This is a genomic window from Vibrio sp. OPT20, assembly GCF_963889365.1.
In the GTDB taxonomy this organism is placed as follows: Bacteria; Pseudomonadota; Gammaproteobacteria; order Enterobacterales; family Vibrionaceae; genus Vibrio; species Vibrio splendidus.
In genome coordinates this window covers 873,175-897,150 of record NZ_CAWPOA010000031.1, presented here as the reverse complement: position 1 = coordinate 897,150, position 23,976 = coordinate 873,175, and the positions used below count along the sequence as shown (strand labels likewise).

At 41.9% G+C, this 23,976-nt stretch carries 14 protein-coding genes; 5 read left to right on the top strand and 9 right to left on the bottom strand.

Translation table 11 applies throughout. The annotated features are described in order from the left end of the window. Nucleotides 1–226: 226 nt before the first annotated feature. Both AACR09_RS05150 and AACR09_RS05145 read right to left on the bottom strand, forming a co-directional pair. Nucleotides 227–1,450, bottom strand: coding sequence for a sensor domain-containing diguanylate cyclase (locus tag AACR09_RS05150; RefSeq protein ID WP_193836211.1), 1,224 nt, complete (start codon nucleotides 1,448–1,450; stop codon nucleotides 227–229). 401 nt (nucleotides 1,451–1,851) lie between these two features. After that, complete coding sequence (locus AACR09_RS05145) at nucleotides 1,852–2,736, bottom strand: LysR family transcriptional regulator (RefSeq protein WP_061021593.1); 885 nt, start codon at nucleotides 2,734–2,736, stop codon at nucleotides 1,852–1,854. Between the two features lie 219 nt (nucleotides 2,737–2,955). Here AACR09_RS05145 and AACR09_RS05140 point away from each other — a divergent pair, with 219 nt between their 5' ends. Continuing rightward, nucleotides 2,956–3,627, top strand: coding sequence for a type 1 glutamine amidotransferase domain-containing protein (locus AACR09_RS05140; RefSeq protein WP_102489357.1), 672 nt, complete (start codon nucleotides 2,956–2,958; stop codon nucleotides 3,625–3,627). Nucleotides 3,628–3,755: 128 nt separating this feature from the next. On the opposite strand, the gene AACR09_RS05135 is transcribed toward AACR09_RS05140, so the two are convergent. Both AACR09_RS05135 and AACR09_RS05130 read right to left on the bottom strand, forming a co-directional pair. Beyond that, nucleotides 3,756–4,991 carry a cysteine desulfurase-like protein gene (locus AACR09_RS05135; RefSeq protein WP_193836101.1) on the bottom strand — a complete coding sequence of 412 codons (1,236 nt, stop codon included), beginning with the start codon at nucleotides 4,989–4,991 and terminating at the stop codon, nucleotides 3,756–3,758. Beyond that, nucleotides 4,975–5,631 (bottom strand): 2OG-Fe dioxygenase family protein, encoded by a 657-nt coding sequence (locus tag AACR09_RS05130; RefSeq protein ID WP_004733405.1) that lies wholly within the window; start codon nucleotides 5,629–5,631, stop codon nucleotides 4,975–4,977. Before AACR09_RS05130 ends, AACR09_RS05135 begins: the two co-directional genes overlap by 17 nt. A 1,028-nt stretch (nucleotides 5,632–6,659) precedes the next feature. Here AACR09_RS05130 and AACR09_RS05125 point away from each other — a divergent pair. Continuing rightward, nucleotides 6,660–11,702, top strand: a complete 5,043-nt coding sequence (locus AACR09_RS05125; protein ID WP_193836099.1) for a sacsin N-terminal ATP-binding-like domain-containing protein — start codon at nucleotides 6,660–6,662, stop codon at nucleotides 11,700–11,702. A 299-nt stretch (nucleotides 11,703–12,001) separates the two neighbouring features. Here the strand turns inward: AACR09_RS05125 and AACR09_RS05120 are convergent, their stop codons facing one another. Beyond that, nucleotides 12,002–12,388 carry a DUF6575 domain-containing protein gene (locus AACR09_RS05120; protein ID WP_193836098.1) on the bottom strand — a complete coding sequence of 129 codons (387 nt, stop codon included), beginning with the start codon at nucleotides 12,386–12,388 and terminating at the stop codon, nucleotides 12,002–12,004. Between the two features lie 312 nt (nucleotides 12,389–12,700). On the opposite strand from AACR09_RS05120, the gene trxB reads away from it, so the two are divergent. The 3 genes from trxB to cydC all read left to right on the top strand — a co-directional run bounded on the left by trxB (nucleotide 12,701) and on the right by cydC (nucleotide 17,320). Next, nucleotides 12,701–13,660, top strand: coding sequence for a thioredoxin-disulfide reductase (gene trxB, locus AACR09_RS05115; protein WP_012603688.1), 960 nt, complete (start codon nucleotides 12,701–12,703; stop codon nucleotides 13,658–13,660). Nucleotides 13,661–13,821: 161 nt separating this feature from the next. Further along, entirely contained in the window at nucleotides 13,822–15,606 is a 1,785-nt protein-coding gene (gene cydD / locus AACR09_RS05110) for a heme ABC transporter permease/ATP-binding protein CydD (protein WP_004733399.1), read from the top strand. Further along, nucleotides 15,599–17,320 (top strand): heme ABC transporter ATP-binding protein/permease CydC, encoded by a 1,722-nt coding sequence (gene cydC / locus AACR09_RS05105; protein WP_193836097.1) that lies wholly within the window; start codon nucleotides 15,599–15,601, stop codon nucleotides 17,318–17,320. The genes cydD and cydC overlap by 8 nt, the downstream gene beginning before the upstream one ends. Before the next feature lie 340 nt (nucleotides 17,321–17,660). On the opposite strand, the gene AACR09_RS05100 is transcribed toward cydC, so the two are convergent. The 4 genes from AACR09_RS05100 to AACR09_RS05085 all read right to left on the bottom strand — a co-directional run. After that, nucleotides 17,661–19,544 (bottom strand): methyl-accepting chemotaxis protein, encoded by a 1,884-nt coding sequence (locus AACR09_RS05100; RefSeq protein WP_017083880.1) that lies wholly within the window; start codon nucleotides 19,542–19,544, stop codon nucleotides 17,661–17,663. Nucleotides 19,545–19,842: 298 nt separating this feature from the next. Beyond that, the gene (locus tag AACR09_RS05095; protein ID WP_004733395.1) at nucleotides 19,843–21,414 is read right to left on the bottom strand and encodes a BCCT family transporter; all 1,572 of its coding nucleotides are present in this window, start codon (nucleotides 21,412–21,414) and stop codon (nucleotides 19,843–19,845) included. Nucleotides 21,415–21,685: 271 nt separating this feature from the next. Next, complete coding sequence (locus AACR09_RS05090; RefSeq protein WP_004733394.1) at nucleotides 21,686–23,284, bottom strand: BCCT family transporter; 1,599 nt, start codon at nucleotides 23,282–23,284, stop codon at nucleotides 21,686–21,688. A 169-nt stretch (nucleotides 23,285–23,453) separates the two neighbouring features. Next, on the bottom strand, nucleotides 23,454–23,976 hold a 523-nt coding region (locus AACR09_RS05085), incomplete at its 5' end, for a response regulator (protein WP_228010932.1).

Below are 23,976 nucleotides of genomic sequence, written 5' to 3'. Positions count from 1 at the left end.
AACCAAAGCTAAACGGCTTTGATCGGTGAAAGCGAAACGGCTTTGATGAGCTAAAACTAAAATGCCCTCAGCAATTGCTTGAGGGCATTTTTGTCTCATGACCAGACATTATAACGGGGTGACTCCCTAGTTAGCTTTATTTTTTATGCTTCTAGATTTATTGCTTATGCTCTAAATTGATTGGGTGTGCTAAATTGATCGAGTTTACTCAATAGATTGAAGTCGTTTAGTGCGGTAATGCTTGGCTTATATCGTTGGCAAACACTTCTCCACACACGCAGTTCTTTCCATTCGCTTTGGCTCGATACAAAGATTGGTCTGTGAGGTTGACGAGTGCATCGATGGACACTTTTCCTTCGCAAGATCGACTATCACTCACTCCGATACTCACACTCACATTAAAACGAATCTGTTCGCCCACTTTGAACTCGACCTGATTAAATTGCTGTCGGATCTGATCAGAAACTTCTCGCGAAACGTTAGGTGACGCATTGGGAATAAAGAGAATAAACTCTTCTCCACCCCAGCGGCCTGCCACACCACCCACGCTCTCAACATTACGTTTAGTAATGTTAGCCAATGCGCAAATAACCTCATCGCCCACCATATGGCCGTAAGTATCATTGATCGATTTGAAGTCATCGATATCAAGCAGCATACTGACGACATGAGTATCAGAGGCAATATGTTCCCTTAACCACTCATAAATCGCTCTGCGATTGAGTAAGTCAGTCATTTCATCGTAATTCGCTTGATGAACCAATTGCTTTTCCAACATCACCTTTTGAGTCACATCTTCGAGCACAACCTGAACGGCCGGCTGACCTTGCCAAGTAATCGCATTATCGTAAATATTGAAGAATCGATGAATGCCATCGAACCCAATGTTTTCGACCACAGTACTGGTTCCCGACAACTCACCCGACACGATCGCTTGATAGTGCTTACTGATGCCATCCGTATTCTGTTTTGGCACCAATGTAAGGATAGAGTCCAGCTTTAAAACTTGCTCTATGGAAGAACCACCCTGCATTTTAACCCACGATTGATTGACCATCAGCGGTTTGAACTCTCGGTGAACCAAGATGCCCTGCCCGGATTGCATGATCATATCGTGATACATCTTATCTTGTTCACGCACCGCATTTTGTAGCTGAATCGCAGGGGAAAGATCGATCACCGTGACTTGCAGTGCTGGCCGACCTTGCCACTCTGTCACATGGTCAATAGAGAACACTGTGAACTCTCGACCATTGCGATCAACATTAACATAGGTGTGGACCTGCGGATCGCGTTGACCACTGATCGTTTCAAGGTAATTTTGATAGGCTAAAACATGGTATTCTTCTGAGACTAGATCTAGGAAGCTATCTATATTAGTAAGTAGTTCTTCGGGTGATTGGTATCCATAGATGCGAGCATAATTAGCGTCAACACTAACTACATTCATATCTTGAATAGTTATTACACCGTACGTGGATTCGAAATTTATTGAAGACATTGCCAACTCCGCACTCTCGCTACACTCCATAAACTGGAGCATAACAACACATCCTGCCAACGCTTCCACACAATCTTTCACGCGTTAGGGGCATTAATATGGTATCTAGTATATCGTACTGCTACAGGCTTCTCTACAATTCTATCGCTAACACGAGTCACTAAAAGTAGACAAGTATCTCAATCCTATTACTCGCGTCAAAAAACAAAAAAAGATAACGTATATCTATGTAAGCATTAGCTTTTCTTTTTTCCGCTTTCAAATAGGTAGGTAGAGCTAATCACGACTCTTTTCAAATCCGTTCATTATTCACTTCTATCTTGTTGGCTGTTAGCTTGAAACCTTGTCGGTTATTCATTCCAATCCGAAAAGTAAGCGACTAAGAAGTCGATCGCCAGTCGTGCTCTCTGGGGTAAAAAACGACGGTTTTGATATACGACCCAACTGCTGGTTCCCGCTCCCCAATACTCTTCAAGCACCGGGACCAGTTTTCCATTACTAAGGCCACCATTGAAACTGCTCTTAGGTAGGTAGACAACACCAAGCCCCTCTTCACATGCTTTCAGTACTGCGCTCGAATTGTTACTGCGCCAGCGCCCATGCACTCGCACCGCATTCAACGGTTTACCCTCTTTCTCAAATAACCACTGATCACTGTTGGCAATAATACAGCTGTGCATTTTTAACTGCTCTGGATGAGTTGGCGTACCAAATTGCTCTATATAGTCTTTACTGGCTGCCGCCGCCATCGGGCGATCGACGAGCTTTCTTGCCACCAATCCTGAATCGTCCAATCGGCCATAACGAATCGCGAAATCGATGCCATCTTCGATGAAGTTAACCATCTTGGTATTGAAATTCATTTCTATGGTGAGCTCAGGATGCTCTTTAGCAAACTCCATCAGCGCCGCCGCGACATGATTTTCTGCAAACGCGCCTGCCGCACTCACACGCAAAGTACCGCTAAGCTGAGTTTGTTGAGAAGTGACTTGCTCGTTCGCTTGCTGAAGCCCAATGACCAAATCTCTACACTGCTGATAATAGGTGTGACCCGATTCGGTCAGGCTCACCATTCGTGTAGAGCGTGCAAGCAGTGCCACACCCACTCTCTCTTCTAACCTTGAAACTTGGCGACTTACATGACTGGTACTGCAACCCAATTGTTTTGCTGCTGCAGAAAAGCCGTGACATTCGGCTACCGCAACAAACTCATTAATCCCTTCAAAGCTATCCATACTTCACCTGTTAACGTCTAACGAATTCACATTCGACTAATTCACATCAGACTATTGCTATATAGCAATAATGTTTTGCCTATTCGGTATATTATCACTCAAATGGTTTACTACTAGTATTACAGGTAACGAAACAGCGGTATCTAAATTGAAAACTTTGGTTTTCTAAATAAAAACCACAACGCTGAAACCAAACAAACGTGCTCAAAGGGACGAATCATGAAAAAAATACTAATACCTGTAACTAACCACGCAACACTAGGCGATACAGATCAAGCGAACGGTACTTACGCGCCTGAACTGACTCATGCTCTCAAAGAGATCATTGCTGCGGGTTTTGAATACGACATCGCTTCTATCAAGGGTGGTAAAGGCCCATTGTACGGAACCGATATTGAAGGGGATTCAGTAAACGCAGAAATCTTGGCTGATGATGACTTCCAGAACCGTATCAATAACACGATTCCTGTAAGCCAAATTAACGTAGAAAGCTACGACGCTATCTTCTACCCAGGTGGATTCGGCCTACTTTCTGACTTAGCAACTGACGAGCAATTCGCAACGATTGCAGCTAAGCATTATGAAGATGGCGGTGTGATCGCATCAGTATGTCACGGCCCAGCGGCACTGCTTCCGATTGTTTTGAGCAACGGCGAGAAGCTATTAAGCTCTAAATCGGTGACTGGCTTTACTCGTGAAGAAGAGATCGACTTTGGCACCATCAATGACATTCCGTTCTTATTGGAAGAGTCTCTTGCTCGCAGCGCAGCGCGTTTCAACAAGGTTCAACCTTGGCAAGAGCTTGTAATTGTTGATGAGCGAGTGATTACTGGCCAAAACCCAACCAGTGCGCACGCAGTAGGTGCAACTCTAGTTAAGCAGCTGTCTTAGTTAAATCAAGGGCTTATTCGAATAACTGGCGTTGATCAAATAAGCTCAATCAAACAAAAAGAGCATACTTCCTACTCAATATTATTGAGAGAAGTATGCTCTTTTCTAATTTTGTAGCTATTAAAGTGCTAGTTACTTCGTAAGATCCCTTCAAGCACATTAAACAACAAGTCGATCTCTTCAATCGAGTTGTAATGCATACACCCAATACGCACCACGCCCTGCTCTTCAATACCCAACTGCTTCACCAAACCTAATGCGTAGAAATGTCCATTCCACACACAGATATTATGTTCACCCAACTTCTTGGCGATGAACTCTGGAGAATGGTTATCAAAGGTAATCGCAAACGTTGGCGTTCTTAGGTTCGAATCAAACTCGGTTTTCCCGTAAAGCGTTGCCCCTTCAAGGTCGGCCAAACGTTTAAGGAAATACTCACTGAGTTGGCTTTCATGCTTATTATAAAGTGCGTAGCTTTGCTCTAAACGAGAACGCAACGAATCGGCGGGATCACCTAACTGCGCCAAGTAATCCACCGCCGCAATCACACCGGCAAGGCCTTCGAAGCTTTGTGTGCCTGTCTCAAAACGGCCTGGGCCGATATTGGTTGCAGGCTCAACCTTGTAAGGCTTTAACGTGTGTAGCCATTGAGGCGCAACATAAGCAATGCCCACATGCGGGCCGAAGAACTTATACGCTGAACACGCTAAGAAATCACAATTCAGTTGCTGAACATCAATCAAATGATGCGGCGCGTAATGAACGGCATCGACATAAACCTGCGCACCATGTTGATGTGCAAGCTCGATAACTTTCGCCATGTCGACAATCGAGCCTGTCGTGTTCGAAGCAAACGTCACCGCGACAAGCTTGGTTTTCTCGTTAAGCAGCGATTCAAAATGCGCCATATCCAAACTGCAATCCGACTCGTCTACGCGAACTTGGCGAACAATCGCGCCTTTGTCGTCTGCCGCTTGCTGCCAGCTCGATACATTTGAGTAATGGTCTAACGCCGTGACGATAACTTCATCGCCCTCTTTCCAATCGCGGCTGATCGCTCGGCTCAATTGGAAGGTCAGAGATGTCATGTTCGCGCCGAACACAACATTGCCAGAAGACTCCGCATTAAGCAGTGCTTGCGCCGCTTCTCGCGCTTGCTGCATTAAACTTGTGGTCTTTTGGCTAGAAAAATAGTGTCCGCCTAGGTTTGAATTAAAATGCCCTAGGTATTCGGTCATTGAAGCTAAAACATTCTCAGGCACCTGAGAGCCACCTGGCCCATCAAAAAAGGTCACAGGCTTGCCGTTATGATATTGGCCTAAAGCACTAAACTGTTGGCGCACATCATTAAGAGTGAAGGACATTGCGCGCATCCTTAGCTGTTAGAACAAACACATCCATATAGCCCATCTCATCGTGGTCTATGGTGCGAATCGGTTGTGCATTGTGCCAAAGCTTACTGTCTGCCAGCATCGCAACCTCACCATCACCTAACACCTTTCTAAAGAATGGCGCTTCATGTGAGTCTTGATACAGCATGATTTCACCACCCACAATGTTGTGACGGTTCACACCGATCAAAGCGATATGGTCAAAACCGTCTTGGTGAACCCCTTCAGGAGCAACCTGAGTTTCTTCAAAAATGGCGGCAATGCGGATCTGATGGATTTCGATTTCTTGCCCGTCTTCAAGCCCATTGGTTTCAATAAACAGTTCACACATTTCTTGCATGCCTTCACTGCTTAGAATCTTCGCTTCAATCGGCTCGAACTGACGAACAACGTCACCTTGAAAGTGATTAATGTTTTCAGACTGAACAAAGTTATGTTTGTCTTGCTCAACGACTTGTCCATTACTGAATTGAACCACCGAGTATCTTCTCAATCGAAACTGGCCATCCGCATGCTCTGTGCTTGGTAGCTTAGAGAATGATGGTGACAACTCCTCAACCGCGTGGTTACTGAGGTGGGTAATATGTAGGGTATTTTCGTGAGCATGTAACATCATCGACTCCTTAATGATTGTTAATTTACTTTCGATATTTAACGTTTTGTTCACATGAAGGATACTTGAAGATCTTGTCAAATCAACATTAAACAATCATTTATCCCGTCAGATTCAATAATTCAGACACTAAAACCAACTTGAAAATCAAAAGCAGTGTATAACACCAGAATAAAAGATGACCAACTCTTAAAACTAGCACACTCCACTAGCTAGTTATAAATCCCTACAAATTTAAATTTAACGATATTATTAACTAGAAAGCCAAGTTTCATATTGTGTCAGCCCTTTCGCTTCAATACGCCAGCCTCCTTGCATGAACTCAGGCATCACGCTCGCCATCATTCATTTCTATGCTTTTGCACAACGAAATACGACCTACCTATCAATTGGCAAGCTATTGATTATTTACACAACAAACTGAAATTGGGTAATTTATGAGTACGCCAGAAACCAAACGCCTTTGCTTGCGCGTCTGGAACAGGTCGAGTTCGGGGGGAACTCGGCCGCCCTCAATGGTTTGCTTCCTTTCATGCAGCAGCTTCACTGATTTTTCAGTCACAAAGATACTCAGCTTTAAACGGTGTACACCTAATTCGAATTCATGATGTGGTTTATGTGAAGTTTTTGAAGTGGAATATTACGAAGGGAATTTACTTAGTATTTTTGACAGCCCAGAGCATCAGTAGATGTTCACAAATGTTTGATGTTCTTCGCCAACACGTTTGTGCCCCGTTATGTGTTAGTGAAGCCTATCAATAGCAAAGATCGGACGAACCGATGACCGACTTGTCCTAATATAAAAGTACCAACAAAATTGTAGGCATTACCAGTTTACTAGGTGAAAAAACAGTTATGAATGAGTATTCGTAACTACGTAAATAGGCCAATGTCAGCAGTGCTACCAATCTCGTATAAATGATACAATGCATCGTAAGACAAAGTTACTCTAACCAAAGATGCATGACCTTAGCTCAATGCCATTCTGTAAGTAAAAAAAAAAAGAAAGACAATATGAAGGATTTAACGTGTCTATAAAGAATATTGTGGAAAAGTTGTTCTGCGAAAATACAAACTACACAACGCCAGATCAAGCGACTAATCAAGCTAGTTCATTAGTTGCACTTTCAACAGATTTATACACTGATTCCAAGAGATTTGTGTATGAATTGTTACAGAATGCAGACGATTCACCTACAGAAGAAAGTAAGGTAAAGGTTTGGATAAAAATTTTTGATGGTGTATTAGTTGTAGCGCATTCAGGAAAATCGTTCGATGAAAGGGATGTGAAAGGTCTTTGCAACGTAAATAATGGAACAAAAAAATCAGATTCGGGTAAAACAGGATATAAGGGTATTGGGTTCAAATCAGTATTTGGTCAATCAGAAAAAGTTACAGTATATACAAATGGCGAGTATTTTCGATTTGAAGCATCTTTTGAGTTTGATTGGAGGTGGGATACTAACAAGGCAGATTGGGAGAGGTTAAACGATCGTCAATTTGTTCATCCATGGCAAATCATTCCTATATATACTGAATGTGAGTCTGTATCAGAGTCTGTTCACCAATACTTACAGGAAGTCGATGCTAATGTTGCGACAATAATAGAGCTTGATAACGTCACCGATACTCTTCTGGCTGTACAGGAACTGTCTGAAAACGTTAAAATGTTTATATTCCTAAAGAGTATATCTGAAATAAAATTTGAATTAGATGAAACTAACCTAATTGAAATAAATTATTTATCAAATAATGAAATCGAACTTAAAAAAAATAGAAGTGTTATTTCTAGATGGCTGATAAATAAAGTTGACCTAGATATACCTACTGAACTGACGCTAGCTTTAGCTGATGAAAAAAACATTCCCAACAAACTGCTATTAGCTAAAAGTATAGAGCTAACCTTAGCGGCTAAAGTTAATGAAGATGGAATAACAGAGCTGTCAGATGATGAAAGTGTCGTATACTCTTATTTACCTACAGATGAAACAAAGTATAAATTTCCAGTTCTAGTTAATACAAGTTTTTTGACTAATGCGAACCGTGAACACTTACATGCCGATTCAAAATGGAATCATTGGCTCTTTGGTCGTATTGCGAGTGAAATATTCAACTGGATTTCAGAGTTAGTTGTTGGTAAATATCAATGCCAAGCATATAGATTAATACCCAAGAAATTGCCTAATGATGAATTGGGTAAGAATTTTAACGTTGGAATGGAAGAATCAATAGAAAATGTTTGTTTTGTTATTACAAATAGCAATCAACGGGTTAAAGTAAAAGACTCTATAGTTGATTTTACATACCTATCTGAAAAATCATTTATTGGTGAAGAAAAAATCAAGTCATTTATAAGTGAATCTAACAATATTAATGGATTGCAATGTTATAGTTTGATTAAAGGTTTGGGGTTTGGACGTGTTTTAAAAACACTTGGGGCGCAAAGCTTTGAATGGAATGATTTACCTCTATTGTTAAGAACACCTAGTTTTTATCACAACCATTCAGTCGATGAAAATATAGCACTTATTAAACATCTAAAATACCTATGTGAAAAAGAATCGGTGACTAGTGTTACAAATAAAGTGTTAAGTAAATTTCCATTTATATTTGATCATAAAAATAAGTTAAATTTACCATCAGAAATATATTTCCCTACTTCTGATGACAATAGTTGGGACGATCCCGAGAGTGAACTATCATTTCTGCATAAAGAAATACAAAAATGGCTTACTTTGCATCCCGATATGAGAGTATGGATTGAGCAACTTGGTGTTGTTGAGAAAACAGACATCAGTTTTATTCACAAAACCTTAATTCCCAACTCAGATACTTATATAAATAAAGAAAATGCAGTCCAATCTATTAGAGATCTTTTTAATCTATATAATAAAGATGAACTAAAATCAGAACTACTTTCGCAGTTGTCTGGCTTGAAGTTGCTCACCAAAAATGGAAACCTCATTTCTGCAAAATGTAGTCTTCTTTCTAGTGATTATTCACCACGGGTTAATTTGGAAGAAGAGTTAGATTCTGATGTATTTATCAGCGAAAGTTATATGGACGGTATTGTTAACAAGGATGAGTGGAAAAGGTTTTTTAAGTTGCTGAAAGTTTCTGATGGGATAACTTATATTCAGCATAAAGAACGGGTGAATAAAAGTACTTTAGTTGAGATTGGATATAAAAAAGAATACTTTGACGAAGAGGATAAAAAATTCAATCCATATTATTCAACGTTTATAAGTGATTCATATAAAGAAATCTCAAATCTAAACTATATTCATAAAACAATTGATAACTATTCGTTAGCAAGGGTGTTTTGGAGTGATGTGATTAGTAATATATCTGTTCTAGATTTATCTAAACCAACTGTTGCTTTTTGGGGTAATTCAGGAATGCAAGGGCAGATAACAGGGGACAAGGTAGATAACTATGTCCAATGGGCAGTAAATAAATTAAGGATCATTCCAGTTTTATCAAAGAAATGTGAACTATCATGTAACGTATTTCTAAATACGGATGAAATTAAAAAAATATCTGGAGATTATTTACCTGTATTTGATGGTGTAGAGCTATCTTCTGATTGGAAATCTTTCTTTAAGTTTAAAACCGAGCTTCAACTAGTAGACTATTTATATTTATTGAGTGAGATATCCATAGAATCTATCGATAATAACAATATTACAGCAACTAACTCTAATAGGATTCAACTAGTTTACGAAAAACTAATTGAATCTTGTGTGAATTGGGGAAGCTCAGAACTTCAGACTATAACTGATTGGTCTACTTCGGGTTTATTACTCAATACCAATCAAGAATTTGTAGATTGTAAATCTATACATTATTTTTTAGATGGTAACGATGCGGTATTCCAAGGTCAATTTAATTTTATATCACTAAACTCGGCTAATAAGAATCATCAAAACATTATTACATTTTTGAAAGCATTTAAAATTACAATATTGGAGCAACGTGACTTCAAAATAAATGTTGAAGAGTCTGATGTTTCTGAAACATTACGTTCAAAGTTAGAACTTGGTCTTCCATTTCTGAAGGATTGGATCAAGAGTGAAAGTGAGCATGACAAAAATCAAACTTATTTGGATGATTTGGATCTTAAGCTTTTTGAACTGAAGCTTTATGAAGCTGAGTCTCTTAAAATTACATATGAAGGCATAAATTTTACAAAAAATGTCAATGTCCACCTTAACGAGGATGAACTATATGTAAGCAAACCATGGAGAAGCAATAAAGTCCTCTTGCAATTTCCTAGTATTTTGTGTCGATATTTTAATTTGATGGGACATGAAAAAAAATTCAACTTCATCTTGTGTTCTGATATTGAAGAAATAATAGAATATTTCGAACAAGAGAGTATTATTATATCGACTAATATAGCAGTAGAAAATAATGTTGTAGCCAGTAAATTAAATGGTGTTCAATCCTTACTTCCAAAGGAGATTGTAAAATCTTTCAGTGAAGTTGAAATGGCTATTAATAATGGGACATCTCCAGATTTTTTCCATATCCCTACAGCTGATTATGAAAGACTTATTTATGTTGAAACACTAATATCAAGAGCTGTTGAAAATATCATTCAGTATTTAGGCAAGTTTCCAGAATATGATTGTAGTGACCATTATGAAATTGCTCCGAGCATCATAGGGGGAGTAAAGAAGTGTGGTCAAGATCTAACGATTGTTGCTAGGCCTTCAGACAATGATGCAGTACTTCTATATTATACTTCAGAATTTGATGTTCTAGAATATGTAGATGCTGAGTTTTGGTGTGAAGATGGTATTAACGTACCTCAAAAAATCACTCTTGGTCATTTACTCAAAGAAACTAAAATCAATAGAATTCCCGTAAATAAATTCTCATTCGAAGAGCATGATTTTGATGAATTAATTAAAAAACAAACATCTGTTGATTTCGAATATGATGCTGTACCGCCTTCTCCTTATAAAGTAGCTCAAATCATTTCTTCATTTGGAAATACTAAAGGAGGGGTACTTGTTTATGGTATACAAAAAAACGTTTCAGATAATAAATTTGTAGGATTGAGTACAGATTTCAGGATGGATGAAATTACTAACAAAGCTCTAATGATGATTTCTCCTTTACCAAAGGTTACTTATGATTGGGTCCATGAGTGTGGAAAAAATTTATTTATTATTAAAGTGGATAAATCAACTGAAGATATGTTGATAGGAAATGATAAATTCATAAGGGAAAGGTCTCAGACGATAATTGAAGAAGAATCTAATTCAAGAGCTAAGGAACAATTAGCTATTGCTGATTTTGATACAACTGTAGCTATTATTATAGGTGTTGAAGATTATAAGCCAAGAGATTGCAATCAAGTTCCATCTGTTAAATACGCTAAAAATGATGCTTTACTCTTTAGAGACATGCTAATTGAAAGATTTGAGGTGTCAGAACATAATATTTATATGTATCTTAACGAAGACGCATTAAAAAGTGATTTAGAGAACGGTCTTGGTTATATATTTCATTCTCTATCAGAGAAAGATCGGTTGGTTTTCTATTATGTCGGCCATGGGTTCCATGATGGAACAACGAACTTCCTTACAACATATGATACTTATACAACTAATATTACAGAGACAGCCGTTTCTCTACGTAAAATTTTACTTGACCCATTATTAAGGTCAAAGTGTAAGTCAGGTTTAGTGTTTATCGATGCTTGTGCTCAAAACTTTACAAATGATAGAGAAAGAGCATTGATTACAGATTTGAATAGTGAAGATTTTCAGTTGTTTAAAAGTGAACATCCAAGTTTTGGTACTTTTCTATCTTGTCAGCCAGGACAGAGTTCATATTCTTGTCATGAACTAGAACATGGTATATGGACTCACTTTTTAAGTGAAGGATTTAATTTAGGAGGAAATGGTGCGGTCAAACTTGATAAATACATTACTGATAGGTCATTAAGTGATTTTTTGTCTAAAAATGTTTCTTCTTATACAAAAATAAATCTTGGCTTTGATCAGAATCCAAAATCAATTCTAGATGCAGGGTGTGAGAATGTAATTGTAAAGATATGAGTTTAATTATATATAGTTACACTCATATCTTAATTAATAGCGGCCAATAAAATTGGCCGCTACTAGAAATTTAGTTATTGCTGATGGCGTCATAATATAATGATTTTACATTAAATATTTTCCCGATTAACGTTGTTAAGTATCAATAGGGAAGTTTGTCATCGTCCGAACGTCATAGTTCGAAAATGCCCAACAACGAACTAGCTACAATGGCTAACTCGGTTTTGTCCAAAAACGTTTTTGGAGGCTCGTTCTTGTCCAATTGCGAGTTTCAGAGCCCGTAAGTCCCCTTGTGCAAACTAAAACACACAAGCTTCTTCAAGGTCGATTTCAAAATCAACGGGCGGTAGGTTGACTAAGTGCTTGTTCGTTGCATTCAGTAATTCGACTTTCGCGGGCTTCCCTACTTCGTTTGTGTAGATAGTCGCTAGGTAAAGTTTGTCTGAACGGTAGAACGCATCGTGAAAGCCCACTTCTTTGTTTAACAAGCTGGCCAGCAATGGTTTGGTTATCGGAATGTAAGCCCACTTGATGCACTGCCCGTTGTCGTAGTCCCCACTCCAATACACCATGAACCTTTGGGTATTTTCATTCTTAACCGAAAAACACTTCGGTCCTAAGATGTCTTGATACACTTCCAGTAGTTCCAATTTACCTAGCTGTGTGCCTGTTGGGAGTAAGTTCATCGCTCGTTCCTCATCTTTCTAACGTTGCCTATCAAACGTGCGTGCAATCTTATAACTAAATACTGTTTTTATATACAGTTATTTGGGCGTATTTTGATATGCTCGTTAGAAATCGAAAAGGCGGCAGCAACAATCCATGAAGAAGACGGTGGTTTAAGCGATCTTCCAGCCACGAAAACGTTTGTCTCGATTAAGTTCTAACCTATAACGATTAATTACACTTCAGCCCTTGTTTACACTTTTATTGCCTCCATATTTTCCATACAATCCTAAGCGATTATAAATAAAAACAATTTCAATTTCGGAGTCCTCATGAGCGACGTAAAGCACTGTAATTTATTGATTCTTGGTTCTGGCCCTGCTGGCTATACAGCTGCAGTTTACGCTGCTCGTGCAAACCTAAACCCAGTACTGGTTACCGGTATGCAGCAAGGTGGTCAGCTTACAACCACGACAGAAGTAGAAAACTGGCCGGGTGATCCTGAAGGTTTAACGGGTCCAGCACTGATGGATCGCATGAAAGAGCACGCAGAGCGCTTTGAAACAGAGATACTGTTCGACCACATTAACGAAGTCGACCTATCTAACCGCCCTTTCCGTCTTAAAGGCGATTCAGGCGAGTACACGTGTGATGCATTGATCATCTCTACGGGTGCATCGGCTAAGTACTTAGGTTTGGATTCTGAAGAAGCATTTAAAGGCCGTGGCGTTTCTGCTTGTGCAACGTGTGATGGTTTCTTCTACCGCAACCAGAAAGTTGCAGTTGTGGGTGGTGGTAACACGGCTGTTGAAGAAGCACTTTACCTATCTAACATCGCGTCTGAAGTTCACCTTGTTCACCGCCGTGACACGTTCCGCGCTGAAAAGATCCTAGTGAAGCGTTTAATGGACAAAGTAGAGAACGGCAACATTGTTCTTCACACTGACCGCACGCTAGACGAAGTTCTAGGCGACGACATGGGCGTAACGGGCGTTCGTATTAAAGATACTCAGTCTGACAAAACGGAAGACATCGAAGTAATGGGTGCATTCATTGCTATCGGTCACCAACCAAACACTGAAATCTTCAAAGGCCAAGTCGACATGAAAGATGACTACATCATTGTTCAGTCTGGTCTTGAAGGTAACGCAACACAAACCAGCATCCCAGGCGTGTTCGCTGCGGGTGATGTAATGGACCACAACTACCGCCAAGCAATCACTTCTGCTGGCACAGGTTGTATGGCTGCACTGGATGCTGAACGCTTCCTAGATGGCCTTAACGATAAGTAAATCTGAGATTGCAGATTTGATTATCGGTGCTCTCGCCTCAGTAGATGCAGGGCGTCATCACATTTTGTTGTAAATCCCTAGAGCCCAGTGGTATATCCACTGGGCTTTCTTTTGTATACTAGCCGCCCTCAACAAATAATAATTATCATTAAGCCTTCATAATGGATAAGAAAAAACAACGCAGCTTGAACAAGTGGCTTAAGCAACAGAGTAAGTTAGCGAAACGCTGGCTTATGATTGCGATTAGCCTTGGCGTACTTTCAAGCGTGTTCTTAATTGCTCAAGCAGCTCTTCTCGCCTCTATTCTTCACCAGCTGATCATCGAGAATGTCGATAAATCTGAACTGGTTGGTCATTTCGCAGGCTTGGCATTATCGGTCGTTGGCCGTGCTGGCTGTACATGGGGACGTGAAATCGCAGGTTATCGCTGTGGTGAACAAATCCGTGTCTACATCAGGCAACTCATCCTCGATAAGTTACGAGAGTTAGGCCCTGCTTATATCAAAGGCAAACCTGCGGGTACGTGGGCAACGCTGTTGCTAGAACAAGTAGAAGACATGCAAGATTTCTTCTCTCGTTACTTACCTCAGATGTCTCTATCGGTAATGATTCCATTCATTATTTTGGTTGTGGTGTTCCCGGTAAACTGGGCAGCAGGCCTGATCTTCTTGATTACTGCTCCACTAGTGCCGATGTTCATGGCACTTGTGGGTATGAAAGCGGCCGATGCAAACCGCAAAAACTTCAAAGCGCTGCAGCGTCTTTCAGGTCACTTTTACGACCGTTTGCAGTCAATGACAACCATTCGTCTATTTGATCGTACCAACGCTGAAACAGAAGTACTGAAAGGTGCATCTGAAGTGTTCAGAACGCGTACCATGGATGTGTTGAAAATCGCTTTCTTGTCTTCTGCTGTACTTGAGTTCTTCACGTCGATCTCTATCGCGATGACGGCGGTTTACTTTGGTTTCACCTACATCGGTGAACTTAACTTCGGCCACTACGGTGCAGGCATTACGCTATTCGCTGGTTTGTTTATCCTTATCTTAGCGCCAGAGTTTTACCAACCTCTACGTGACTTAGGTACTTTCTACCACGCGAAGCAACAAGCGGTTGGCGCAGCCGAAAGTATTGTCGAGTTCCTAGAAACCGACATCACTAAGGTTAAATCAGGCAACACTCAACTCGATTCAGCTCAAGGCATCAATATTGAAGCTACCGACCTAAAAGTGTTAAGCCCTGAAGGTGTTCAATTAGTTGGTCCTATCTCGTTCGCATTGAACACTCGCCAATCGACTGCGTTAGTTGGCCCAAGTGGTGCGGGTAAAACGAGTTTGATCAATGCTATTCTTGGTTTCATGCCTTATGAAGGAAGCTTGAAAATCAATGGTATTGAATTGCGTGACCTCGACTTAGCCTCTTGGCGTAAAACCATTAGCTGGGTCGGTCAAAATCCGTTGCTACTGCACGGCAGTATTCGTGACAACGTCACTCTAGGTAAGCACGATATTGCTGACCAAGTTGTCGAGAATGCACTTGAGCAATCATTTGCTAGCGAGTTCGTTAATGAGCACGGCTTGGATTATATGATTTCTGATCGCTCTGGCGGCCTTTCTGTTGGTCAATCTCAACGTTTGGCTCTGGCTCGCGCAATGATTCAAGACGGTCAGTTCTGGTTGTTAGATGAACCCACAGCCAGCCTAGATACTCGTAGCGAACAGTTAGTAATGAAAGGCATCAATAGCAATATTGAAAGCCGCACTGCCCTACTTGTGACGCACCAACTCGCTCCTCTTAAATCAGTCGATAATATTCTGGTGATGCGCGATGGTGGTCTGGTTGAACAAGGTCATTACTCTCAGCTTTCAACTGCGGGTGGTTTGTTCGAAGAGATGCTGAACGCGAACTTAGCTCAACAAGATAATAAGGGTAATTTAGATGCGTGATTTACTGCCTTACCTGAAACTCTATAAAAAGCATTGGTTTGGCCTATCGCTAGGCATGCTATTGGCTTTTGCAACTCTGTCGGCTTCTATCGGCTTGTTAACGCTATCAGGCTGGTTCATTTCAGCTTCTGCGGTTGCAGGCCTTACGATTGCGCGTGAAACCTTCAACTACATGCTACCGGGCGGCGGTGTACGTGGTTTGGCAATGAGCCGTACTGCGGGTCGTTGGGGTGAACGTGTTGTCAGCCACAATGCAACATTCAAACTGTTAACTGATTTACGTATCTTCTTCTTCAAGAAGCTGGCTCCGCTGATCCCAGGTCGTATCTCAAACCTTCGTGACGCAGACTTACTGAACCGTTTGGTTGCTGATGTTGACGCCATGGATCACGTGTACTTACGTTTAGTAAGCCCAGTGACGGTTGGTGTGTTCGGGATTTTCTTCCTGACTCTGTTCTTGATGTGGTTCGATAGCTCGCTTGGTTTGATCTTGGGTTCTATCCTTCTGATCATGCTGTTGGTTTGGCCAATCTTGTTCTACAAATTGGGTAAACGTAACGGTGGTGAACTGACACAGAACAAAGCTGATCTTCGTGTGACTACGCTAGATTGGATTGAAGGCTACAGCGAACTGACTCTGTTTGGTGCTGAAGAGCGTTACCGTAATGCCATTCTAGAGACGCAACGAAAGCTGATGGCGAATCAGTTTGTGAATGCTAACCTAACCGGTATGGCTTCAGCAGCTCTGATGTTGTTCAACGGTTTAACGTTGGTTCTTATGCTTTGGCTTGCGGCTGACGGTGTGGGTGGTAATGCACCAGACCCGTTCATTGCGCTAATGGCGTTCGCTACTATGGCAAGTTTTGAACTGCTGATGCCTATCGCAGGCGCGTTCCAGCATTTAGGTCAAACTCTGTCTTCAGCTCGTCGCTTGAACGAAGTGATTCTGTCGGAGCCTGAAGTTCAGTTCGCTGAAGAGAAGCTCGACATCAACAAGCCGCTTGATATTACGTTCTCAAACGTGACGTTCAACTACCCTGATTCTGAGCGCAGTGTTCTGAACGCTGTTGACCTAACGATCCCTGCCACACACAAGGTTGCGATTGTTGGTCAAACGGGTTCTGGTAAGTCGACTCTGATTCAACTACTGACTCGCTACTGGGATCCTAAAAAGGGCTATATCTCAATCGCGGGCATTGAACTGACACAGTGGAATGAATCACAGCTTCGTGAATCAATCAGTGTAGTAAGCCAACGTGTCGACATTCTAAATGGTACTTTGCGTGACAACTTGTTGATTGCAAGACCAGAAGCAACCGATGATCACTTAGCGAATATCCTAAGAGATGTTGGCCTTGAAAAGCTGCTTGAGAATAACGCGCTTGATAGCTGGTTAGGTGATGGTGGTCGTCAACTGTCTGGTGGTGAGAAGCGTCGTATTGGTATCGCACGTGCCATTCTTCATGATGCTCCTATCTTGCTTCTAGATGAGCCGACAGAAGGCTTAGATAAGCAAACAGAACACAGCATCATGACGCTGTTCGAGAAGCATTTTGAAGGCAAGACGGTTATCTTCATTACGCACCGTTTGATTGGTCTGGAATCGATGGATTCTATCGTTCTGATTGAACAAGGCGAGATTGTTGAGCACGGTTCTCATGAAACGCTCTTAAACGAAGCGGGACGTTACTTCCAACTTCGTCAGGCAATCTAGCTCCTCATAAGTTATAAAGAAAACCATTCAAAGCCCGAGTTTATACTCGGGCTTTTTTGTGTCTGTGATTCTCCTGAACTACACCCTTATCCAATCAAACTTGGTCAGTCACTTACAATAAGTACTGACCTTGATGCCAGTACCCAAAGAGCTGAAAAGCGACAAGCGAACGACCCTACGATGGTTAAATTTATGGAGCAGTACTTCCCTACTCGTGCAGCCCTTAAAGCTAAGTTCCCTGGTTACCCGAACAACTAATTTGGGTTCATAACTCTAACTAGCACGCACAAAAAAGCCGAATGTGATAATCACATTCGGCTTTCAAATTACCTGTTAGCGCTTACAGCTTGAAGCGGCTGATTTCGCTTTCTAGCTCGTGAGACAGTTCAGACAGCTGAGCAGCTTGCTCTGCAGCTTGGTGCGCTTCGTCTGCTAGCTCGTTAGATACGTCACGGATTCCCTCAGTGTTACGAGTAATCTCAGACGTTACTGACGCTTGCTCTTCTGCAGCAGAAGCAATCTGTGTTGCCATGTCGCTGATGCGTTCAACAGCAGCGTGGATTTGCGTTAGGCTTGCAGCCGCTGAGTTCGCGTCATCAACACTGGTTTCAGCAAGACTACGGCTATCGTTCATGATGCTAACCGCTTTGCCTGTTGTACCTTGTAACAACTCAATCGTTTGCTGAATCTCTTGCGTTGAACCGTGTGTACGTTGGCTCAGAACTCGAACTTCATCAGCTACAACCGCGAAACCACGACCTTGTTCACCCGCACGTGCTGCTTCAATAGCGGCGTTAAGTGCAAGTAGGTTCGTTTGTTCTGCAATACCTTGAATGTTAGACAAGATAGCGTTGATACTGTTGCCGTGCTCTTCAAGTTCTAGGATCACGTTAGTTGCGATTTGAACTTCTTGAGCAAGGTTTTGGATAGAGCTTTGAGTCTGTGTCACTTGACCAGTACCGTGCTCACACGCGCCAACTGCTTCAGATGAGTTCTGTGCAGTGTGGTCAGCGTTACCCGCGATCTCTTGTGTTGCTGCAGCCATTTCGTTAACGGCTGTTGCTACCATGTTGATCTCGTCTTGTTGCATTTGGATACGAGCACTACGTTCTTCAGCTTGAGAAGCTGTTTGACGTGCTTGGTTGCCTAGCGCAGCAGATACTTCGCTTAGCTTGATCACCATGGTGTGCATGTTGCCTACAAAACGGTTGAAGTTTTCAGCAAGCTTACCAATCTCGTCATCGCTCTTAGGCTCAAGACGTTGAGTAAGGTCGCCCTCACCTGAAGCAATTTCTTCAAGTGCCGCTGAAACACGGTTCAAATCACGGAATAGGAAGCTCACTAACCAAGACACTAATACGATTACGATTAACGTAATAATGACCGCCGTTGTGATCAACTGAGTAAGTAGTGTTGAGTGGTTCGCTTCTTCTGTTGCTTTGTCCATCTGAACCGCGAAGATCCAGTTAGTGTTAGGCACCTTCGTGAAGTAAAGCAGCTTCTCAGCGCCACGTTCTTTGATGATCTCGATGCTACCCGTACGCACTGCGTTCTCGATAATTGGCATAGAGATGTCGTTTGAAAGCTGGCTTACCGGCTTCAGGCTCAGTGCAGAATCTGGGTGTGCTAGGAATGTGCCGTCAGAGGCATCAATTAGCATTGCGTTCGCATTGTCACCAACATCAAGGCTGATTACATCGTTCACTAGTTGGTCGATAAGTACGTCTGCACCCACTACACCAACAAGTTTGCCGTTATGACGCACAGGTTCTGCAATTGTTACTAGCAATGCTTTAGTGATTGCATCTTGGTAAGCAGTGGTAATGATTTGCTTACCTGCAGCGTTTGCTTCTTGGTACCAAGGACGTTGACGAGGATCGTAACCAGCGCGATTACGTTCAGGATGTGAACGGTACATTCCGCCTTCTGGAGTACCTAAAAAGATATCGTCAAAGCCACCCGCTACACGAGCTTGCTTAAGGAAAGGAACAACATCATCCTCTCGTGAAAAGTCATTAAATGCTGATGCGATATCGGTGCGGATATCAATCCAGTTTTTAATACCTTCAGATGCTGCTTCTGATACGCTTTCAGCTCGCAGGTATACGCCATTACGAGTCTGTTCAAATAATTGGTTTGCTGATAACCAAGTTAACGCTGTTGCCATAACGACAACAGCAGATAGGCTAGCACCTATTAACTTCTGCTTAAGTGTTAGTTTCATGTCAAAGTTTCACGAGTAGTGGGAAATCTCGCGCATACTACCCAATATCAGTATTAAATTCGAGCGATTTTATAATTTAATAACGTAATATAATTTTAAGCAAACCATTGGCTTATCGAATGTCAATTACTTGGCTAATCGCCAAATTTAAGACGTTATTTTGAAGGTAATCCCATCGAAATATACTGTTCTCTAGACTGTAAAATAGATACAAAAAAGGCAGGAGAGTTTCCTCACCTGCCTTCGTATTATTTAGCATTCGACCGCCTATAAATCGCGGTCGATTTAGCTTCAGAAGTTAGCGTTTTTCTGTACGCATACCCATTAGCAAGCTCACACACATCAGTAATAGAATGATGGTGAACGGCAATGCTGTCGAGATAGCACCCGCTTGCAGAGCTTGTACTGCTTCAGTACCACCAACCCACAATAGAGCTACTGCAATTGCACCTTCAAGGAACGCCCAGAACACACGCTGAGGCACTGGCGTATCAACTTTACCACCCGCGGTGATGCTGTCGATTACTAGAGAGCCTGAGTCAGACGATGTAATGAAGAATACTAGAACTAAGATAACCGCAATGATTGATAGCAGCGTACCGAACGGTAGAGCATCAAACATTTGGAACATCGCTAGTGATACATCAGTCAAACCATCTTGACCAAGGATACCAACGTTATTCACGATTTGGTCAATCGCCATGCCACCAAATACTGACATCCAAATGATAGTAACAGTCGTTGGAACAATCAGAACCGCTGTGATGAACTCACGAACCGTACGACCTTTAGAAACACGCGCGATAAACATACCTACGAATGGTGACCATGAAATCCACCAAGCCCAGTAGAATACAGTCCAACCGTGCATCCACGCTTCATCTTCACGACCATGAGGATTACTCAAAGGAATGATGTTTTCAACGTATGCCATAAAGGTTGTTGGGATAGAACCTAAACTCACCGCATAGCCGATTAGAGCCACTAAGATAAGCAGTAGGAAAGCAACCAACATGTTGATGTTACTGATAACTTTAACGCCGCCATCAATACCGCGAAGCACTGACACGACCGCTAATAACGTTACTACGGTAATAACAACAACTTGTAATCCTAAGCCAGCTTCGATTCCGAAGACATGTTGAATACCACTTGCTGCTTGTTGTGCACCTAAGCCCAGCGACGTCGCCAAACCAAACAGCGTTGCAAGAACCGCCAGAATATCAACAATGTGACCAGCCCAACCCCATGCTCTATCACCCAAGATTGGGTAGAAAATAGAACGAATAGAAAGAGGCAATCCCTTGTTGTAAGAGAAAAACGCAAGTGACAGTGCTACTACGCCATAAATAGCCCAAGGGTGTAGACCCCAGTGATACATGGTTGCACCTAGCGCTAACTTAGCAGCTTCTGGTGTGTTGGGTTCAACACCTAACGGGGTTTCAAACCAACCCGTGAAGTAAGCAGCGGGTTCCGCCACACTCCAGAACATTAGGCCGATACCCATACCTGCGGCAAACAGCATCGATAGCCAAGAGAAGAATGAGTAATCTGCCGTCGCATCAACACCACCAAGGCGGATTTTACCATACGGAGAAACAATTAAGCCTAAGCAGAAAACAACGAAAACATTACCCGACCAGATGAAAAGCCAATCAAACGAATTGATGATCTGGCCTTTAACGCCATCTAGTGCTGCCTTTGCTGAAGCGGTATCTGTAATCAGAATACCGATCAGGAACAAAGCAATAAGTCCTGCACTGATACCAAATACTGGGTTATGAACATCAAAACCCCATTTTTGGACGTTATCTTGACCGACAGTGTAATCCGTACTGTCGATACTGTATTTATCTATACCTTTAGTCATTATCCCTCTCTACGGAATACTAATAGGGTCTATTGACCTCGTATTCCTTACTTACCTGCGACTTAATCACAAACTCGAACATACAATCCAAGTAGTACAAGCTGTTGTCACAATAATTCAAATACTTGGATGTCTGAAGTTTAGCAGGTTAACTTATTGTTTTCAGTAAACCAGAATCGGTTCGATTAATTTTCAAACAAAATTCACGAAATCACTTAAGTATATGACGAAAAAAAGGCCGACCCTGTCGACCTTTATTCAGAAAATACTTTTAGCTCAAAGCATTTTGCTGGTTAACTAATTGATTTTCAGTTCGTAAACCTAACAATAAGCTTAGGCACATAAGCAATAATATGAACGCAAATGGTAGCGCCATTGATACCGTTCCAGCTTGCAGTGCTTGAATGGATTCTGTACCGCCAACCCACAATAGAACGGCTGCAATCGCACCGCCCATCAACGCCCAAAATACACGTTGAGGAACAGGGGCATCCACTTTACCGCCAGAAGTAATGCTGTCGATAACTAATGAGCCTGAATCTGACGAGGTGATGAAGAACACCATAATCAAACCAATCGATACTACAGAAAGCATAGAACTCATTGGCAGCGCATCATAAGTGTGGAATAGAGAAAGCGTAATATCTTGCAAACCATTCACGCCTATCTCACCCACCTTGTTCGCCACTTGATCAATCGCGATACCACCGAAAATAGCCATCCAGATGATGATTACTGTCGTTGGGATGAACAATACAGCGACGATGAATTCACGAATAGTACGACCTTTAGAGATACGAGCGATGAACATACCAACGAATGGTGACCATGACATCCACCAAGCCCAGTAGAATACCGTCCAGCCTTGCATCCAAGTTTCATCATCACGACCATGAGGATTACTTAGAGGAATAAAGTTTTCAATGTAGCCCATTAGTGCGGTTGGGATTGCTTTAATACCCGCCATACCACCAGCGATCGTCACAAAGATAAGTAAACCCAAAGCAACCAACATATTGATGTTACTCAGAACCTTTACACCACCGTTAATGCCGCGAATGACTGACATTGTTGCTAAGAAAGTAACCACTGCAATAACAACTAGCTGCATGCCAATACCACCATCGGTACCAAACACATGGTTAATACCACTTGTCGCTTGTTGTGCGCCTAGGCCCAATGATGTTGCAAGTCCAAATAGTGTTGCCAATACCGCCACGATATCAACAATATGACCAAACCAACCCCAAGTTCTATCACCTAATAGTGGGTAGAAGATTGAGCGAATAGAAAGCGGTAAGCCTTTATTGAATGTGAAGAAAGCGAGGGCTAGAGCAACAACAGCGTAAATCGACCAACCGTGAAGACCCCAGTTGTAGATGGTTGCACCTAATGCCAACTTAGCTGCTTCAGGAGAATAAGCTTCAACACCGAGCGGTGTTTCATACCAACCTGTAAAGTAAGCGACGGGTTCAGCTACACCCCAGAACATCAGGCCAATACCCATTCCTGCGGCGAATAACATCGACATCCAAGACAGGTTAGAGTGCTCTGCTTTGGCATCATTGCCACCAATACGTATCTTGCCATACGGGGAGACAATGAGGGCAAAACAGAAGATAACAAAGATGTTGGCTGCCCACATGAAGAAACCATCGAAGTTACCGATGACTTTCCATTTGATTCCATCCAGTGCCGCTTTTGCGGTTTCTGGATCTGCGACTAGAAGTGCAACCAAGAAGACAATGATCGCTCCTGCACTGATTCCAAATACTGGGTTGTGAACATCAAAACCCCATTTCTGAACGTTATCTTGTCCTACTGTATAATCGGTATTTTCAATACTATACCTATCTTTTACAGGCTCCATGCTTCCTCTCTAATTGGTAGCGCACAGTTTGCAACATTGCATTCTGCACCTAAATTTCGAAAAGAAGAATATCAACCTGTCGCAAAAATACTAAAAAAACCTCCAAAAAGCAGGGCTTAATTACACATTTAGTAATTAAATTACACATTTAGTGTCATTTAGCGTACGATTACTCCACAAGCCCCGAATTGACAGCGTACTTGGCAAGCTCTGCCGTAGAGTGAATATCCAGTTTGTGCTTGATGTTTTGTCTGTGGGTTTCAACCGTTCGGTAACTGATATTCAAACCCTTCGCGATCTCTTTACTGCTCTCCCCTTTTGCGACTAATTTCAATACCGCTTCTTCACGCCTGCTCAATGGATTCTTCACAGATTGCGTGGGAGTAATCGGCTGAGTAAATAAATTCTGTGTCACTTTTTCACAAAAATAGGTCGAGCCTTGATTGACCGTTTTGATCGCCTGCACCATTTTTTCAGCCGAAATCTCTTTCAACATATAGCCGACTGCGCCCGATTGCATCACCTTCATGATGTATTCACGGTTGTTATGCATAGTCAGCATCAACACCTTCGCTTCTGGGTCTTCTTCTTTAATCAGATGGGTCGCATCAATGCCGTTCATGATAGGCATGCTGATATCCATCAACACCACATCAGGCCGCAGAGACTTAACGACCTCAACCGCTTCTAAT